This window comes from Vibrio sp. 10N.286.51.C3, assembly GCF_003050065.1.
Classification (GTDB): Bacteria; Pseudomonadota; Gammaproteobacteria; order Enterobacterales; family Vibrionaceae; genus Vibrio; species Vibrio crassostreae.
Map to the genome: position 1 here is coordinate 114,503 of NZ_PIGC01000007.1, position 17,867 is coordinate 132,369.

13 protein-coding genes are annotated in these 17,867 nt (G+C 45.4%); 7 read left to right on the forward strand and 6 right to left on the reverse strand.

What is annotated here, in order from left to right:
- The first annotated feature begins 5 nt into the window (after positions 1–5).
- Positions 6–809, forward strand: coding sequence for an undecaprenyl-diphosphate phosphatase (locus CWO27_RS09580; protein ID WP_048658005.1), 804 nt, complete (start codon positions 6–8; stop codon positions 807–809).
- 100 nt (positions 810–909) lie between these two features.
- On the opposite strand, the gene CWO27_RS09585 is transcribed toward CWO27_RS09580, so the two are convergent.
- Positions 910–2,226, reverse strand: a complete 1,317-nt coding sequence (locus CWO27_RS09585; RefSeq protein ID WP_107898909.1) for a multifunctional CCA addition/repair protein — start codon at positions 2,224–2,226, stop codon at positions 910–912.
- A 36-nt stretch (positions 2,227–2,262) separates the two neighbouring features.
- Here CWO27_RS09585 and CWO27_RS09590 point away from each other — a divergent pair, with 36 nt between their 5' ends.
- Both CWO27_RS09590 and CWO27_RS09595 read left to right on the forward strand, forming a co-directional pair.
- Positions 2,263–3,933 carry an ExeA family protein gene (locus CWO27_RS09590; protein ID WP_181359710.1) on the forward strand — a complete coding sequence of 557 codons (1,671 nt, stop codon included), beginning with the start codon at positions 2,263–2,265 and terminating at the stop codon, positions 3,931–3,933.
- On the forward strand, positions 3,933–4,880 hold the full coding sequence (locus tag CWO27_RS09595) for a general secretion pathway protein GspB (protein WP_107898910.1): 948 nt from the start codon (positions 3,933–3,935) through the stop codon (positions 4,878–4,880). The genes CWO27_RS09590 and CWO27_RS09595 overlap by 1 nt, the downstream gene beginning before the upstream one ends.
- 105 nt (positions 4,881–4,985) lie before the next feature.
- Here CWO27_RS09595 and CWO27_RS09600 read toward each other — a convergent pair whose 3' ends face one another.
- From CWO27_RS09600 to CWO27_RS09610, 3 genes are all read right to left on the reverse strand, one after another.
- Positions 4,986–5,597 carry a TIGR04211 family SH3 domain-containing protein gene (locus tag CWO27_RS09600; RefSeq protein WP_019826861.1) on the reverse strand — a complete coding sequence of 204 codons (612 nt, stop codon included), beginning with the start codon at positions 5,595–5,597 and terminating at the stop codon, positions 4,986–4,988.
- Between the two features lie 205 nt (positions 5,598–5,802).
- Entirely contained in the window at positions 5,803–7,065 is a 1,263-nt protein-coding gene (locus CWO27_RS09605; RefSeq protein WP_017061418.1) for an inorganic phosphate transporter, read from the reverse strand.
- A 128-nt stretch (positions 7,066–7,193) separates the two neighbouring features.
- Positions 7,194–7,874, reverse strand: coding sequence for a TIGR00153 family protein (locus CWO27_RS09610; protein WP_010434644.1), 681 nt, complete (start codon positions 7,872–7,874; stop codon positions 7,194–7,196).
- Positions 7,875–8,081: 207 nt separating this feature from the next.
- Here CWO27_RS09610 and CWO27_RS09615 point away from each other — a divergent pair, with 207 nt between their 5' ends.
- Positions 8,082–9,599, forward strand: a complete 1,518-nt coding sequence (locus tag CWO27_RS09615) for a CYTH and CHAD domain-containing protein (protein WP_107898911.1) — start codon at positions 8,082–8,084, stop codon at positions 9,597–9,599.
- Positions 9,600–9,650: 51 nt separating this feature from the next.
- Here CWO27_RS09615 and CWO27_RS09620 read toward each other — a convergent pair whose 3' ends face one another.
- The gene (locus CWO27_RS09620; RefSeq protein ID WP_048658010.1) at positions 9,651–10,400 is read right to left on the reverse strand and encodes a potassium channel family protein; all 750 of its coding nucleotides are present in this window, start codon (positions 10,398–10,400) and stop codon (positions 9,651–9,653) included.
- Positions 10,401–10,497: 97 nt separating this feature from the next.
- On the opposite strand from CWO27_RS09620, the gene CWO27_RS09625 reads away from it, so the two are divergent.
- From CWO27_RS09625 to hldE, 3 genes are all read left to right on the forward strand, one after another.
- Complete coding sequence (locus CWO27_RS09625; protein WP_048658011.1) at positions 10,498–11,754, forward strand: methyl-accepting chemotaxis protein; 1,257 nt, start codon at positions 10,498–10,500, stop codon at positions 11,752–11,754.
- 200 nt (positions 11,755–11,954) lie between these two features.
- Positions 11,955–14,804, forward strand: coding sequence for a bifunctional [glutamate--ammonia ligase]-adenylyl-L-tyrosine phosphorylase/[glutamate--ammonia-ligase] adenylyltransferase (gene glnE, locus CWO27_RS09630; RefSeq protein WP_107898912.1), 2,850 nt, complete (start codon positions 11,955–11,957; stop codon positions 14,802–14,804).
- Between the two features lie 120 nt (positions 14,805–14,924).
- Positions 14,925–16,355, forward strand: a complete 1,431-nt coding sequence (gene hldE, locus CWO27_RS09635; RefSeq protein WP_048658013.1) for a bifunctional D-glycero-beta-D-manno-heptose-7-phosphate kinase/D-glycero-beta-D-manno-heptose 1-phosphate adenylyltransferase HldE — start codon at positions 14,925–14,927, stop codon at positions 16,353–16,355.
- Between the two features lie 92 nt (positions 16,356–16,447).
- Here the strand turns inward: hldE and tolC are convergent, their stop codons facing one another.
- Entirely contained in the window at positions 16,448–17,773 is a 1,326-nt protein-coding gene (gene tolC, locus CWO27_RS09640) for an outer membrane channel protein TolC (RefSeq protein ID WP_048658014.1), read from the reverse strand.
- Positions 17,774–17,867: the final 94 nt, after the last annotated feature.

Consider the following 17,867-nt stretch of genomic DNA (forward strand, 5'->3'; position numbering starts at 1 on the left):
AAGTAATGAGTTATTTTGAAGCGTTTATGTTGGCGTTGGTGCAAGGCTTTACTGAGTTTTTACCTATTTCCAGTTCTGCACACTTAATCCTTCCTTCTGCTGTTTTAGGTTGGGAAGATCAAGGTTTGGCTTTTGATGTTGCTGTCCATGTCGGTACTTTGGCCGCGGTAGTGATCTATTTCCGTAAAGAAGTGGTCTCTCTGTTGAGCGCATTCTTTGGTTCAGTGTTTAAAGGCGATCGCAGCAAGGAAGCGAAGTTAGCGTGGATGATCATTCTCGCGACGATTCCTGCGTGTATCTTTGGTTTGTTGATGAAAGATATTGTTGAGCTTTACTTACGCAGTGCGTGGGTGATCGCAACCACAACGATTATCTTTGGTTTGTTGTTATGGTGGGTGGATAAGAACTCAAGCTTGCGTGATGACGAATACCAAGCAGGTTGGAAAAAGGCGCTGTTTATAGGCCTTGCTCAAGCAATGGCGATAATTCCGGGCACGTCTCGTTCTGGTGCAACCATTACCGCGGCACTGTATCTTGGTTTCACACGCGAAGCAGCAGCTCGATTCTCTTTCTTGATGTCTATCCCAATCATCACTCTGGCTGGTGGTTACTTGGGTCTGAAGTTAGTGACCAGTGGTGACCCAATCCATGCTGGCACTTTGCTAACGGGAATCGTGGTTTCTTTCATTAGTGCTTATATCTGTATTCACTTCTTCTTGAAGCTTATCTCTCGTATGGGTATGACACCGTTTGTTATCTACCGCCTGATTCTAGGTTTTGGTCTATTTGCTTTCTTGATGATGCAGTAGCGCTCGACTTTCGAAGACAAATGTTTCTTCTTACAGATTGAAACGGAAAAACCCGCTTAGTCGCGGGTTTTTTAATGCGTGCTTACTAACGGAATGAAGACTAATCATCAGTGAGTTCTGATAACGCGTTTTCGATGGCCGCTGCTCTGCGCTTCTCTTGTTCTTCTCGAATATCTTTACCTTTAAAACCATCGGCAATGATTGCTTTGACTTCAATTTGAAGTGCCGCTTTATAGGCTGCTTCAAAACGAGCCTTTTGAGGGTAAGGCTGATCTTGTAACCCTTTACGGCCAGCGTGGTCAGCTTGGCAGCAAAGCAAGATGTCGTTAAGTCGATCTGGTTTGCGCCAAACATCGAACTTGTTGAGAACTTTAAGGAAGGTGGTTGGCTTTAACTCACCTGCACGATGGATATTAGAATGCTGCTCGCACACTAACAGCGCAAGATCTCTGAACTCATTAGGTACTCTGACTCGTTCACATAGCTTTTTGATGATCTTAACACCGGTGTGGCAGTGCATTTTGTGGCTTGGCCACTCACTTTCAGGTGTAACGCCTTTACCTAAGTCATGCACTTGAGAGGCAAAGCGTACTGGTAACGATGGGCTTAATAGCGCAGCTTGTTGAGCAACCATCAGTGTGTGAATCCCGGTGTCGATTTCAGGGTGCCATTTTTCAGGTTGAGGGACACCAAATAGAGCGTCAATCTCTGGCAAAACAACCGCTAATGCACCACACTCTTTCAACACTGAAAGGAACACTTCTGGATGTGGCGTACTAAGTGATTTGTGCCACTCTTGCCAAACTCGTTCGGCTGTAAGGTGTGCCAGTTCTCCTGATTCAACGATTGTCGCCATCATGGTCATGGTTTCAGGTGCAATCGTAAAGTTTAGGTGGTGAAGCTTGGCAGCGAAACGGGCAACACGCAGCACACGAAGCGGATCTTCAACAAAGGCATCGGATACGTGTCTAAGAATACGATCGGAGAGATCTTGTTGGCCATGGTAAGGATCGTGAAGGTTGCCTGCATCATCTTGTGCGATGGCGTTAATGGTTAGATCTCGGCGCATCAGATCTTCTTCCAAACCCACGTCTGGAGCGAAGTAACATTCGAAGCCTGTGTAACCAGAGCCTGATTTTCTCTCGGTGCGAGCCAGTGCGTGCTCTTCCTTGGTTTTTGGATGCAGGAATACCGGGAAGTCTTTACCCACCGCAGTGAAGCCAAGGCTTTCCATCTGTTGAGGCGTACTGCCGACCACGACCCAATCTTTATCATAGCTATCAATATTGAGTAGCTTATCGCGCACTGCCCCACCGACTAGATAGCGCTGTAGCCCATTCTCTTCTGGTAGGCTATCGTATATTTGCAACTTATCACCTCGAAATGTTTTATCACTGCTGGACTTTACGGCAAGCAATGGTACTTTCCATTAATCGTAATTATAGGGCAGCACATGTATAAGGAATATTTTGGCTTCGTTGAGATGCCATTTTCGATTGTACCAAATTCTCGCTATTTGTTTTTGAGTCAACGCCATCAAGAAGCGATGCAGAACCTACAAGCCGGTTTAGGCGAAGGTGGGGGCTTTGCAATGCTCACTGGTGAGGTGGGTACAGGGAAAACAACGGTTGCTAAGGCGATGTTGTCTTCTTTGGATCGTCATACTCAGGCTGGCCTTATACTTAACCCTACGTTTTCCAATACGGATTTACTTGAAGCTATCTGCGATGAGTTTGAGGTCGAGTATCCAGAACAAGCATCCTTGAAGCAGCTGAGTCAGGCGATTTACTACTTCTTATTGGATAGCCATGCAGAGGGCATTCAAACCTTATTGGTGATAGACGAAGCTCAACACCTTGCTGCCGATGTGTTGGAGCAGCTTCGCCTTTTAACTAATTTGGAAACCGACAGTCGTAAGCTATTAAAAGTATTGTTGGTTGGTCAACCTGAATTACAACAGCATTTGCAGACTACACAACTGCGTCAATTGGCGCAGCGTATTACAGGGCGTTATCATTTATTGCCTCTCAATATTGAAGAGACCGGTAAGTACATCGCGTTTCGTCTGGAGACGGCAGGTGGCGAGCAGATGTTGTTCTCGAATCGCTCCGTTAAGCTGATCGCCCAATATACTCATGGTATTCCAAGGCTCATTAACTTGGTGTGCGACAAGGCCCTACAGTTAGCTTTTCATGATGGAGAGCAAACACCGAGCAATGAAACGGTCAATAAAGCCTGCCAGCAGGTGATGGCGTTTCAAGCCGAGGTTTACCATGTCGATAAACCTCGCGCAGCGAGCGCGATACCAAAGCTCGTTCAGTACGCTGGTGCAGCTACCTTGAGTGTCGCACTTGCGATGGCAACTTTTAACTTTGCCCCAACGTACATAGATTCATGGTTAACAACCGAGCCTTCAAATGAAGCCCAAACAGTAAGCTCAGCCAAGATGCAGCGGTCGTTAGTGGTGGATATGCCTAAGGCTGTTGCTGAGCCAGAAACAGACAAGTTCGCGCTGCCACCACATATTCAACAACACTTGATGCAAGGGACTAACCGCTCGCTGGCTATCAAGGATTTATACACCCTTTGGGGATACCAGTCTTCATTGCGAGACGGTTTATGTCTAAGCGAGCCGCAAAGTGTTTTCGTATGTGAACAGCAACAATCTAGCTTGGATGATTTACTTGAGTTAGGCGTTCCTGTGGTGTTGAACTTAGACATAGAACAAGAATCTGTGTTTGCGGTGCTTTATGGCGTATCACAAGATTCTGTCGAACTACTGGTTAACGAAAAACTCTTAGTCATGCCGAAGCAATCTCTAGAGCAGATCTGGCAGGGTGATTATGTCGCGATTTGGAAACAGCCGCTGCGAGAGACGCTGAAAGAGGGTTACCAAGGTGAAGCTGTGGCTTTGCTTGATTTGTTGCTTTCTGAGGTGTTGGGAGAGGTTGTGTCTGGTAGTGATGTATTTGATTACGAATTAAAAATGAAGGTTGAAGCGTTTCAAACTTGGCAAAGTATGTCGGTCGACGGCATCGCAGGTCAACGAACATTAGCAAGGTTGCAAAGATTAGCTCAGCTTGATTCTCCGAAGTTGATGTCATTAAGTGGAGGGGCAAGCTAATGTCACGCATTATGCACGAGCTGAATCAGTCTTCGGTTACACAATCATCTATCAATAAACCTAGCTTTAAAGGCTACCAAAATCATCATGTGCCGAACTCGGCAAAGGGCATCAGTAACAAACGTGGTTCGTCGTTAGCCATGGGGTTACTTCTTTTGCTTGTGCCTTCTTTGTTGGTAGGCGGTACCTTGGTTTATCAATCATACAATCAACATCAAACTGCGCCTCAGCTATTATCCGCGACGCTTCCTAATACACAAACACAGCCAGTTATTGAATCTCAAATTTCTGATGTGGATACTGCAGACTTGAATGCTGTGGAAGAGGTTAAAGATGACCCCTTGTTTGTGGTTCGTCCTGCGCCAGTTAGCCAAACTTTGAAAGCTCTGCCACGTCAAGAGATGTATGCACAGGTTGACTCTGAAAGTACAAATGTCGCAGGCGGATCTATTGTGCCTTTGGCTAGCTCAGAGAGCATTGCTCGAACGTCAGAGGAATCAGAACTGTCACTGGCTCAGCCTGAGGTTCAGCCTGGTGTAAGCAATGAAAACACTGCTCTGCAATCGGATAGTGATTTGCTGCAAGGGCTAGATCTCAGTGAGTTACCACCTGATTTAGCATTGAAGCTTGAATCTATCATGGGTGAGCAACAAAGCGCTCCTGAGCCGATGGACTCTAGACCTGCAGGGCAAAGAGGTTCTCAGGTCATTGAATTGGAAACGCACACTAATAGCTTATCAGGAGTGCTACCTAAGTTAGACCTACAAACTCATATGTACTCGAGTAGCGAAACCAAGCGTTGGGTAAAAGTGAACGGCCAAGAAGTGGCTCAAGGAGATTGGATTGGACAAGACATTCAATTACTTGAGATTAAGCCACAATCGGTAATCATAGAGTTCAATCAGCAGAAGATAGAAATCCCAGCTCTGTACGAATGGAAAGGCTAGCGAGTTCTATAAGTATTTAGATAACAGACAAATAAAAAGGAGCACCTAGGTGCTCCTTTTTGATATTCGATACTGAATTTACTGTACCTGATACAAGCGTTAAGTCTACGCCCAACCGTTTGGTGACTTTCTGCGACGAGGCATGATGTGTGGCAGAACAAGGCCAAGAAGTAGACCAATACCCGCAACACCACCACCGTACATGAAGTACTTTAATAGTAGGTCGTCTTTTTGAGTGTCTAGCTTAGCGCGTAGTTCACGGTTCTCTGTTTGAGAGCTCGTCAGCTGCTGGCTAATTTCACTGTAGTTCTGTTCTAGTTCAGCAATCTGCTTGTTACGAGAATCTAGAGAGCTTGCTAGGCCAGCTTTTTCGCTGTCAGCACTCTGACGAGCGTTCGCTAGCTTGCCTTTAACTTCTGTCAGCTCTTTCTCTAGCTTAGGCATGCGCAGTGCCATGCTTTCTTTTGTGCTTACAAACTTGCTTTCAACCCAACCTTTACGGCCACGGTTGTCTTGAATTTGGGTGTAACCTGTACTCTTGTTAGTTTGTAGGTATGTAATCTTTTCACCAGCATCAACACTACCTATGATACGGAAGGTGTTGTTTGGGCCAGAATGCATATAAGTAAATAGTTTGTCAGCAATATAACGGTCTTGTGCAAAGGCAGCTGGAGCCGCAAGCATTGCGAACAAAACTAAGCTAATCAGTTTTTTCACAGTAAATCCCTTAACGATTCAAATTGGGTAGGCGTATGAGTCAGCCTCAATCAGCAAATAATATTTAGTTTCTTTATGCGGTGCAACAAAGAAGGGAGGCAAAGCCTCCCTTTCTGTGCGTTTGAGTCAATAATGACATGGCATTTACATATCGTTACTGAAGCTCACACTATTCTGACGCTAGTATTCACTAACGCAGTCGCGATTACATAGTAAACGCAGCTTGAATTCCGTAGAAGAACACAACAGCAAGTAGAGCACCTGCAGGCAGTGTCACAATCCAAGAAGCCACGATATTACGTACAACGCCTAAGTTTAGTGCTGCGATACCACGAGCAAAACCAACACCTAATACTGCACCAACTAGTGTCTGTGTAGTAGAGATTGGAAGGCCAGTACCTGAAGCTAGTACAACCGTACATGCAGTTGCAAGTTGTGCAGCAAAGCCACGGCTTGGTGTTAATTCTGTAATACCAGTACCAACGGTTGCCATTACTTTATGACCCATTGTTGCAAGACCAACAACGATACCGAAACCACCTAGAGGAAGAATCCACCATGCGATAGTACTCTTACCTGTGATTTCACCCATGTGCTCAACGGTTGATACAACAGCAGACAGTGGACCAATCGCGTTCGCAACGTCGTTTGAACCGTGTGCAAATGCCATCGCACAAGCTGTGATAACCATTAGTACCGAGAAGATGCCTTCAACACCGGCAAAGCCGTGGTCTTCTTCGCGGTTAGCAAATTTCTTCTGGATGTATAGGTAACCGCCGATCATAACAAGCGCAGAAACGCCAGCAGCCCAAACCCATGCTTCAGTGTTGCTTAGGTGAAGACCAACGTGTTTAAGACCTTTCTTGATGGTTACAAGTGCAATCACCATCGTTGTGATGAACATGTATACCGGTACAAAGCGCTTCGCGTTGAATAGCGGGTTCTCTGTATCAAAAATCAGTCGTTGAGCACTTACAAATATCACGTAAGCGAAGAAGCCGGAAATAACGGGTGTGATAATCCAACTGCCCACAATACCTTGAACACTGTTCCAGTCTACAGCTTCAGTACCTACAGAAATACAAGCAAAACCGATGATTGCACCGATGATTGAGTGAGTCGTAGAAACCGGCCAGCCCATGTAAGAAGCTAGAAGTAGCCATGTACCAGCAGCAAGAAGTGCTGACATCATGCCGTACACAAGTACATCTGGTTGATGAGCGAATAGAGACGTTTCGATAACACCTTTACGGATCGTGTCTGTTACTTCGCCGCCCGCAAGGTAAGCACCTGCGAATTCAAAGATCATTGCGATAATGATCGCTTGTTTAACGGTTAGAGCTTTAGAGCCTACTGAGGTGCCCATTGCGTTCGCAACGTCATTTGCACCAATACCAATAGCCATCAAGAAACCGAAAGCTGCTGCAACAATAATCAGGACAGTGCCGTAGTTAGCAAGGATATCCATCGTAATACCTAGTTGTTTGATAACAAGCGGAACAAATTTAGACGCAAAAAACCGCTCAGCGAGAGAAATACTCAGCGCATAAGTGGTTTGTTCAAAAAATGCTCTTCGTTATATGGTTAACGTATGATTTAAGATCGAGAAAGCATTACTTCAAGACGAGCGCCTACACGCTGTGCTTGATCTGCAATACCACCAACCCATTCAAGAATTTTGTATAAGAACATGATATCAACTGGATTCAGATCGCCTTCAATCGCCATTAGTTGTTGGCGTAGTTCGATCTGCATCGCATCCGTGTCATCTTCAATTACATCTAATTGATGAATCATTTCGGCAACGAGTGTTACTTCACGGCCTTTAAAGCCAGTCTCAAGTAATTCGTCTAATTCATTGATTACGTTTTGTGCTTGGTTCGCTGCATCTAGACAACGTTTAACGTAAGCGATGAAGTTTTCTTGCATAGGAGCAGGAATGACAAGTTGACGACCATATACACGGCCAGCAATGTCTTTCGCTAGGTTTGCGAGTTTGTCTTGTTGCGTTAATAGCTCCAACATATCGGTGCGATCAACTGGCATAAACAAACCACGAGGAAGTTTAAGGCGAATTTCACGTTTTAGTACGTCAGCTTCTTTCTCAAGGTGAGAAATTTGAGCTCGAATTTCTGATGCTTTTTCCCAGTCACCTTTTGAAGAAACTTCAAAGAAATTAACTAGGTGAGAACAACATTCGTTCACGCATACTACGTGACGCTGCAAAGGTTTAATTGGGGACTTTGCAAATAACCCCATAATTGTATTTACTGGCATGGTCATCCAACCTAATAAATAATAACCTTAAAACAACATACACCATATTCATGGTGAAATGTTAAGCGATGGCTACAAAGTCGCGCATGTTAACCTAATCAATCTCTCATTAAAACTGTTTTAGATCATCATAAGGGCGATATTTCTGACTTGCCGACTTTTCAAATTGGCAATATCCTGTCCCTATCTTCACAGAAAGGTATAACTATGGAAACCGAGATAGAACTGAAGTTTTTTGTTTCTCCTGAATTTTCAGAGACTTTACGCAATAAAATTGCTGAAACTAAAGTACTTCAGCACAGTTGTCGTGAGCTAGGTAACATCTACTTTGACACCGCTGACAACTGGCTACGTAAGCACGATACCGGCTTACGCATTCGACGCTTTGATGACGTATTTGTACAAACCGTAAAGACAGCAGGTCGTGTGGTTGCTGGCCTGCATCAAAGGCCTGAATACAATGCAGAACACGACAGTAACGAACCTAAGCTAGCTTTGCATCCAGAGGATATCTGGCCAGCAGGTAAAGACATCGAAACGTTGCAAGCTGAATTGACACCTCTGTTCTCGACCAACTTCACGCGTGAGCAGTGGCTGATTGGCATGCCTGATGGCAGTCAAGTCGAGGTCGCGTTCGACCAAGGCTTCGTTGAATCAGGCGACCTGCAAGAACCGATTTGCGAAGTCGAATTAGAACTTAAATCCGGTCAAACGGATGCGCTATTTACATTGTCTCGCCAATTCTGCGAACAAGGTGGCATGCGTTTGGGCAATCTAAGCAAAGCTGCTAAGGGTTACCGCCTTGCTCAAGGTTATCAAGGAGATGAAGTTACTCCTTTGACTTTAGTTGATTCTGATAAAAGTGATACCGTTGAATCGTGTTTCATTCAATCTTTAGAGCACGCTCTCGCTCATTGGCACTATCATGAGCAGATCTTCACCGAACGCCAATCTATTGAAGCGTTACATGAGATCAGCCACTCGCTCAGTTTTATTCGTCAAACCTTCACTATCTACGGTGGTATTGTCCCAAGACGTGCGAGTGCTATTTTACGTCAAGAGTTGAAGTGGCTTGAGCAAGAGCTCGACTGGCTGAAAAGCTATGACCATTTCGAAGACTTGCTGGAAGATAAAGGACACGTACTACGTAAACTCGATGCGCGTAAGTTCTTAGTGGCTGAGCTTAAAGAGATGCAAGAGCAACTGCCAGATCGTGAAGAGCTGCTTACCTTGTTGAGCTCTGCTCGTTACACTGGTTTATTGTTAGATCTGAGCCGCTGGATCTTGTCTCGTGGCTGGCAACCTTTCTTAGATGAGAAAGCGCGTGAACAAATGGGTCGTGGTATCGAATGGTTTTCCGTGCAGCAACTCGATCGCACATGGGCGGACTTGATGGAAGCTTTCCCGCCAGAGCGAGTGATGACCAGCCAAGCGTATATTGAACAGCAATACCGTTTGATGCGTAATCTGTATTCTGGTGTTGGCTTCGCGAGTTTATATGATGACGCTGAACGAAACAGCTTCCGCTTGCCATGGGCCGATATGGTGCAAGGTATTGATGACTTGCTGGCACTTAAAACATTAGAGCCTTTGACTGAGAAGTTGGAAGGTGACGAGAAGGTTCAGCTAGAGCGTTGGTTGGCTCGTCAAGAAGTGTCTATTCTGCATGCGATGGAACAAACACGCCAAATCAGTGTTGAGGTTGAGCCATACTGGCAAGACTAAACTCAACACCTGTATCAATATAAGTATGAATTTGAAAATAGGGCTTCGGCCCTATTTTTTTGCTTGTTGCTCGAGCTTTTCTAGTCGTTCAAGGATTTTCTGTTGTTGCTCAATGATCTTCTCAAGGTGCTTCTCTTTGTTTTCCGCTCGTTGATTCTCATGGTGAGTTGGAGAGGTGATCAAAGAAGTAATCAAGCCTGAAATCATACCAAACACACCCACACCGCAAATGATCACCAGAGAGGCAACTAATTTTCCTGAGCTCGTGACGGGATAATGATCGCCATATCCCACCGTGCTGATGGTCACGAAAGCCCACCATAACGCATCTTGTCCAGTGGTGATGTTGGCGTTGGGATCTTTGTGCTCTAACAGCAGTATTGTTCCAGCTCCTATGGTCAGGAGAATGATCAGCAACAATATAATCGAGGCGAGGGTGGTCTCTTTACGATTGCGAAATAGCTCTCTTAACACTCGTTTACCCGAACGAAGAACAAGAATTACACGTAAGATCTGAAAAATGCGAGCGAAACGAAGTGGTTCGATCATTGGGATGCTTGCTAAGAAATCGATCCAGTGTACTTTTAGATATTCTTTTTTGTTTTGTGATCTGAATAGATCAATTGTGAGCTGAAAAAGAAAAACACTACAGATTATAAAATCGAGGCCGATAAGGACTTGTTTCGATTCTTTGTCGATCGGTACGAACAATAAGCCTGAGATCACAAATAACGCTAAGAAAGAGAGAATCAGTGACAATAAGCTCATCGGCTTGGTGGCGTCTTTGGTATTATTCAACATTCATACGAGGCTCAAAATAAATCGCGAACTTTGACTGACATAGCCACCTCGCGGATATAGAAGCCATCAATATATAAGAATTAATGGAGAACTGACAATGACTAAACTGTCATTCAAGCCGTGGGAAAGGATAATCTCTGACGTTCGTCTCGTTCCAAAAATGGTCATGTTGATGATATTCAGTACAATCTTGATCATTTCGAAGCAGCTATGGGACGCAAGTACGTTTTACGATTCATTGCTTGCTGTAACCAACAATGCGCAAGTCGCACAACAGCATTACGAGACTTACTTAGTTCAAGTGGCTTGGCAAACAGCCTTGATGATTATTGTGTTTGTGGTTCTTCTATTAGCAGCGGCGCGCGTTATGTTGCGCCAGACTCAATACCTTAATGACGCCATTAAAACCATGGCCGACAAGAACTTATCAGTGCCGATTCAAATGGATTGTAAAGATGAATATGGCGATGTGGCACGCGAACTTGAAAAAACTCGCGTTCAACTGAACGACATGATCAAAACTCAGGTGGCCTCTTCTGATGAACTGTTTGCTCTGACGGAAGTGATGACCATCAGCATGTCTGAAACCAAAGAATCAGCTCAAGAAGAGTTCAATGAGATTGATCAGCTGGCAACAGCAATGAGTGAGATGACCTCTACGGTACAAACTGTTGCTGAGCATGCGCAAAGCGCTTCTTCATTGACGGAACAGGCATCAGGCCAAGCTCTTACTGGTCAGAAGTTCGTTCAAGGGTCTGTTTCTAAGATGAGTGAGTTATCTTCAGATATCGCAGCATCTGCAGCAGCGGTAAACCAAGTTGAAGAGCGCGTTGACTCAATTGGCAGTGTGGTTGGTACTATCCAAGGCATTTCAGAACAAACAAACCTATTAGCATTGAACGCTGCGATTGAAGCGGCGCGTGCAGGTGAAGCAGGTCGTGGTTTTGCGGTTGTTGCCGATGAGGTTCGTAACCTTGCACAGCGTACTCAGCAAGCGACTGTCGAGATTCAAGACATGATCAGTCACCTACAAAGCAGTGCTAATTCTGCGGTAGAGCTGATGGAGAAGAGTGTTGTTGAAGCGGCTGAAGGTGTGGACCTTGTGACCAATGCAGGCTCTGAGCTTGATGGTATCGTAAGCCAAGTAAACCAAATTAATGATATGAACTTCCAGATCGCGACCGCTGCAGGTCAACAGAGCAGCGTTGCAGAAGAGATGAGTGTCAACCTGACCAATGTTCGTGAGCTTGTCGAAGCTTCAGTTGTGGTTGTTGGTGAGCTGTTGGAGACCTCTCAGCTTATGGAAAGCAACGCACAAGAACTCGACGGTAAGATTAAGCAATTTAAGGTTTAGTCATGTTCTCTAAATCCTTATTGCTAGAGCCTGTTTTCTAGAGAGAAAGGCCTAACTCGCTAAGTTAACCGATAAAACGCCCACATTGCTAATGTGGGCGTTTTTTATTGGCGTAACTTTGGTATAACTTATCTTTAGTTTTATGAAGACTCGAACCGATAACCCGAACGTTCGTCGCGCAGCTTATACAAGGAAGAAACATGCCATTGCCTTCTCAACTCGTCACTCACTCACAGTCTGCTTTTGAGCAATTATTAGAGCATCAAAGTGAAGCCATCAATACTTGGTCTGAGCAACAGACTGAGGAGCTTAAACGTGTACTCGGTTTAAGCTGTTTTATTGGTGATTGCCTGCAGCGTGATACGGTTTTATGTGGTGATTTACCTGATATGTTGGCATGTGCAGAGCGTGCTGAAGGGTACCGAGAGCGACTGGCTGGATTACTTTCTGGTTGTGCTGATGAAATGAGTGGTCAGCGCGTGCTGCGTCAATTTCGCAATCGAGAAATGACCTATATTGCGTGGCGTGATTTTATGGGCTCATGGGAGTTAGAACAGAGCTTAAGTCACCTATCGATGTTAGCTGAGGCGATGATCTTCGAGACCTATCAATGGCAGTACGATATTTGTTGTAAAGAGTGGGGCACACCATGCAATGAACAGGGTGAAGCGCAGCCGATGCTGATCATTGGCATGGGTAAGCTAGGTGGCGGTGAGCTCAACTTCTCTTCTGATATCGACCTGATTTTCACCTATCCTGAAAATGGCGAAACCCAGGGTGCAAGACGAAGTATCGCCAACGCGCAGTTCTTCACCCGTCTTGGGCAACGTATTATCAAGGCGCTCGATCAGCAAACCTTCGATGGATTCTGTTATCGAGTCGACATGCGTTTACGTCCATTTGGTGAGAGTGGTCCACTTGTGATGAGCTATGCGGCACTGGAAGATTACTACCAAGAGCAAGGTCGCGATTGGGAACGCTACGCGATGGTTAAAGCGCGAGTGATGGGCAGCGAAATGTACCCTGAATACCAAGAGCTCCGCCAGATGCTGCGCCCATTTGTATTCCGTCGTTATATCGATTTCAGTGCGATTCAATCTTTGCGTCGTATGAAGTCGATGATAAGCAGCGAAGTACGTCGTCGTGGATTATCAAACAACATCAAGCTGGGGTCTGGTGGGATTCGCGAAGTGGAATTCATTGCACAAGTATTCCAATTGATTCGTGGTGGCCGTGAACCGAGCCTTCGTGGTCGAGGGTTACTGGAAACCTTAAGCGCGATTGAATCACTTCATCTGTTAGAGGCAGAAGAGGTAGGGCACTTACGTGAGGCTTATCTGTTTTTGCGTCGCCTTGAGAACCTGTTGCAAGCAATGGCCGACAAGCAAACTCAAACCTTACCTGACGGTGAATTCGAACAGTTGCAACTCGCTGTCGCAATGCAATTCACTGATTGGGATAGTTTGATTGAGGCAACTCGTGCTCATATGGCCAATGTACATACCGTGTTCGAAGATCTGATTGGGGTTGATGAAGATGACGCCAACCCGATCGCGAGTCACTTTAGTGAACTGTGGGATATGGCCCATAAGCCAGATGTGATTGAACATGTTCTGGAGCATGATATTGCGATTGCTAACCCACCGGAAGCCGCGAAAACGATTATTCAATTTAAAGCCGATTTGGCTAAGAAGACCCTTGGCCCACGCGGCCGTGAAGTCCTCAATCGATTGATGCCGAAAGTGTTTCAAGCACTGTACACTGCTAAGGATGCCGAGTTTGGTTTGTCTCGAGTACTGCATCTACTGCATAAAATCGTTACCCGTACCACTTACCTTGAACTACTAGATGAGCACCCTGCCGCGTTGACTCAGCTTGTACGCCTATGTACCGCTAGCCCGATGATCTCCGAGCAATTGGGTCGTTACCCAATTCTGTTAGATGAACTTATCGACCCTCAGCAACTCTACAACCCAGTGCCTTTGGAGTCGTATAAAACAGAGCTGCGTGATTACCTAGCCCGTATCCCTGAAGATGATATGGAGCAACAGATGGAAGGCCTGCGCCAGTTTAAGCAGACCTGTATCCTGAGAATTGCAGCCGCGGATATAGCGGGCGCTCTACCTGTCATGAAGGTCAGTGATCACTTGACCTACTTAGCCGAAGCGATTGTTGAGGCGGGGGTCAATCAAGCTTGGTTACAAGTATCGGCCAAGTTTGGTGAGCCTACTCATGTTAAAGATCGCGAAGGTCGCGGTTTTGCGGTTGTTGGTTACGGTAAGGTCGGTGGTTGGGAGCTTGGCTACAACTCAGACTTAGACATTGTGTTTATGCACGACTGCCCGGTACACATCTATACTGATGGTAAGAAAGAGATCGATGGACGCCAATTTTATCTGAGGTTGGCACAGCGTATTATTCATATTTTCTCGACCAGAACCGCTTCTGGCATTCTGTACGAAGTCGACACTCGTCTACGCCCTTCTGGTGCATCTGGTTTGTTGGTTAGTCCAACTGATGCCTTTGATGAGTATCAGCACAATGATGCGTGGACGTGGGAGCATCAAGCTTTGACTCGCGCTCGCATGATTTATGGCGATGACTTATTGGCTGCGGCATTTAACAAAACGCGTCATGAGGTTCTGTGCTTGGCGCGTGATGAGGCGACACTCAAAAAGTCAGTTGTAGATATGCGTGAAAAGATGCGCGGCCATTTAGGCGGCAAAAAAACCGATCGATTCATGCTCAAACAAGATGCGGGTGGTATTACCGATATCGAATTTTTGGCGCAATATTTAGTCCTTCGGTACAGCAATGAGAAGCCAAAGCTTACTCGTTGGTGTGATAATGTACGAATCTTTGAAAGCCTGCTGTCACAAGGGATTATGGACGAGCAACAAGGCATGGCATTAACCCATGCTTATACAACGTTAAGAGATGAAATCCACCACCGCAATCTACTCAATCTTGATGCGGATGTGGCAATTAATAAGTTTGAAATGGAAAGAGAACACGTGGTTCGAGCATGGAAGCAGTGGATGGAAGCGTAGCTTGTCTTTTGCTTAGCTATCACAGTGCCTATCGAGGTAGGCTTTACTCATTTTTCTAAGGTTTAGCCACTGTAATCAGTGTGCTAGACTCTAGCCAGATTCGATTTTTGGAGCTCAACAATGAAACCAATTCTACCTGACTACAGCCAATCAGGTGTTCTTATTGTCGGTGACGTCATGCTTGATCGTTACTGGTATGGTCCAACTGGCCGTATTTCACCAGAAGCACCTGTACCCGTTGTAAAAGTAGAAAATAACGAAGAGCGTCCAGGTGGTGCTGCCAACGTTGCAATGAACATTGCCTCTCTTGGTGGTCATGCTCATGTTGTTGGTTTAACTGGTAAAGATGAACCCGCCGAGGTGTTAAAAAACACTTTGGGCGCACTAAAGGTTAAGTGTGATTTCGTTGAGTTAGAAGACTATCCAACCATCACAAAACTACGAGTGATGAGCCGTGGTCAGCAGTTGATTCGTCTTGATTTTGAAGACAAATTTGAAAACACTAATCCAGAGCTTATTCTGTCTCGCATGGAGCAAGCACTGCCAAATGTCCGTTCGGTTATCTTGTCAGATTATGCGAAGGGTGCATTAGAGCATGTACAGAGCTTCATTCAAAAAGCACGCGCAGCGAATGTTCCAGTATTCATCGATCCAAAAGGCGCGGATTTAGAGCGCTACCGTGGTGCGACTTTGCTTACGCCAAATATGGCGGAGTTCGAGCTAGTTGCAGGTAAAGTTAAATCAGAAGAAGACCTTATCGAGAAGGGCATTGCCTTGATCGAAAAATATGATTTTGAAGCTTTGTTGGTGACTCGCAGCGAGAACGGTATGACTCTGCTGCGTAAAGGTCAGGCACCGTTCCACTTACCGACTCAAGCCAAGGAAGTGTACGATGTCACAGGTGCCGGCGATACGGTTATCTCTGTCCTGGCTGCTTCTGTTGCTGCTGGTAAACCTCTGGATGAAGCGTGTGCATTAGCGAATGCGGCTGCTGGTGTAGTTGTTGGTAAGCTAGGTACATCGACACTGTCTACGATAGAATTAGCGGAAGCGATTCACGGTAGCCAAGATACAGACTACGGCGTTATCTCTGAAGCAGCACTGGTTGAAGCGGTGAAGCGTGCTCGTGCGAAAGGCGAGAAAGTGGTTATGACCAATGGCTGCTTTGATATTCTGCACGCTGGGCATGTTTCTTACATGAATCATGCTGCTGAGTTGGGCGATCGTTTGATCGTTGCGGTTAATACTGATGAATCAGTAAAACGTTTGAAAGGTCCAGGTCGTCCTGTGAATCCAACTGATCGTCGTATGGCGGTATTGGCTGGCTTAGGTGCGGTTGATTGGGTTGTACCATTCTCTGAAGATACTCCTCAACGTTTAATCTCTGAGGTATTGCCAAGCATTCTTGTTAAAGGTGGTGATTACAAACCTGAAGAGATCGCTGGTGGTGCGGAAGTGATTGCTGCTGGTGGTGAAGTGAAAGTACTTAATTTTGAAGATGGTTGCTCTACCACTGAAATCATTAAAGCGATTAAAGGTGGCCGAGGCTAACCTTCGGTCTTTTAGCTTCTATGCTAGCTTTTGAATAGATAATAAAAATGCCGCTCAATGAGCGGCATTTTTGTAACTTAAGTAATTCTGAATTACTTACTTGCTACTTTTAGACCTGCGTTTACATCAACGATGTCTTGTTCGCTTAGCGTACCAACCGCTTGGCGAAGCTGAAGTACACTTAGGATATAGTTGTAACGAGCATCTGAAAGGTTTTTGTTCGCATCGTATAGACGACGAGTTGAATCTAGTACGTCAACGATAGTACGAGTACCCACATCAAAACCTGCTTCTGTCGCTTCTAGAGCTGATTGAGCAGAAACTACAGATTGTTCGTAAGCGCGTAGCGCACCGATCGAAGCACTGATGTTGTTGTTGAACGCACGTACGTCTTTTACAACGCTACGGTAAGTCGCTTCTAGATCTTCACTTGCTGCAACGTAGTTGTATTCAGCCTGTTTAGTCAATGAAGTTGTGTTGCCACCCGTGTATAGAGGTACAACTAAGTTCAAACCAATGTTTAGGTTGTCTTGGTCGTAATCTTGGGTGCTGTTTGATTGATCTGAAAGAGCGTAGCTACCATCTAGTGTTAAGCTTGGTAGGTGACCAGAGCTTGCTAGAGAGATGTTGTCTTTTGCTACGTCTTGAGAGATACGTGCAGCCAATAAGCTAAGGTTCTTTTGTTCTGCTTGTTCAACAAGCGCAACAGCAGACTCAGAAGATTTGCTTGCTGAGAAACGATCAGTATCTAGGATGCTTAGGTTAGAGTGTTCCTGACCTGTAATCTCACGTAGACCTTCGTAGCTATTCGTTAGGTCGTTCTCTGCAAGAACTTCATCAGCCAAAACGCCATCGTACTGAGCTTGCGCATCATGTACATCGGTGATTGCTGAAAGACCTACTTCAAAACGCTGTTTAGTTTGCTCTAGTTGACGAGCAACTGCTGCTTTCTCTGCACGAACAAATTCTAGGTTATCTTGAGCGCGAAGTACTTCGAAATATGCTGTCGCAACACGAAGAATCAAGGCTTGTTGTTCTGCCGCGTAAGCTGAATCAGATTGACGAGCGGTTTTCTCTGCCGTATCTAGTGTGATCCATGAAGAGCGCTGATAAAGCTCTTGGCTGAAGCCGATAGCAGCTCCCCAAGTGTTGTTATCAATGCTTGAATTACCAACACCTGATGTATCTCGATCACCACGATTAATGTCGTAGTTTGCTGTTAGGTTAATTTGTGGTAGCAAATCACTACGGCTTGACGTTACTGCTTCAAAAGCGGCATCGCGCTGCGCTGCTGAACGAAGAAGTTGTGGATCGTTCTGTTTTGCTTGGTCGTAAACTTCAGCTAGCGTATCAGCAAAAGCTGACGAACTCAGGCTGCCAATTGCTGCACTGATAAATAGTGGAAGCAGTTTTTTCATTTTCCTATTCCTGCCTTTTATGGAATTTTCTTTAAAAGAGTTTAACCCAGTTTGGTGGTAATTTACTCGAAACTTTGCACTTTTTTACAGTTAA

Bases quoted from the DNA above. Each gene is read 5' to 3' on its own strand.
- CWO27_RS09580 (WP_048658005.1), top strand. From the start codon at position 6: ATGAGTTATTTTGAAGCGTTTATGTTGGCGTTGGTGCAAGGCTTTACT.
- CWO27_RS09590 (WP_181359710.1), top strand. From the start codon at position 2,263: ATGTATAAGGAATATTTTGGCTTCGTTGAGATGCCATTTTCGATTGTA.
- CWO27_RS09595 (WP_107898910.1), top strand. From the start codon at position 3,933: ATGTCACGCATTATGCACGAGCTGAATCAGTCTTCGGTTACACAATCA.
- CWO27_RS09605 (WP_017061418.1), bottom strand. From the start codon at position 7,065: ATGGATATCCTTGCTAACTACGGCACTGTCCTGATTATTGTTGCAGCA.
- CWO27_RS09610 (WP_010434644.1), bottom strand. From the start codon at position 7,874: ATGCCAGTAAATACAATTATGGGGTTATTTGCAAAGTCCCCAATTAAA.
- CWO27_RS09615 (WP_107898911.1), top strand. From the start codon at position 8,082: ATGGAAACCGAGATAGAACTGAAGTTTTTTGTTTCTCCTGAATTTTCA.
- CWO27_RS09620 (WP_048658010.1), bottom strand. From the start codon at position 10,400: ATGTTGAATAATACCAAAGACGCCACCAAGCCGATGAGCTTATTGTCA.
- CWO27_RS09625 (WP_048658011.1), top strand. From the start codon at position 10,498: ATGACTAAACTGTCATTCAAGCCGTGGGAAAGGATAATCTCTGACGTT.
- glnE (WP_107898912.1), top strand. From the start codon at position 11,955: ATGCCATTGCCTTCTCAACTCGTCACTCACTCACAGTCTGCTTTTGAG.
- hldE (WP_048658013.1), top strand. From the start codon at position 14,925: ATGAAACCAATTCTACCTGACTACAGCCAATCAGGTGTTCTTATTGTC.
- tolC (WP_048658014.1), bottom strand. From the start codon at position 17,773: ATGAAAAAACTGCTTCCACTATTTATCAGTGCAGCAATTGGCAGCCTG.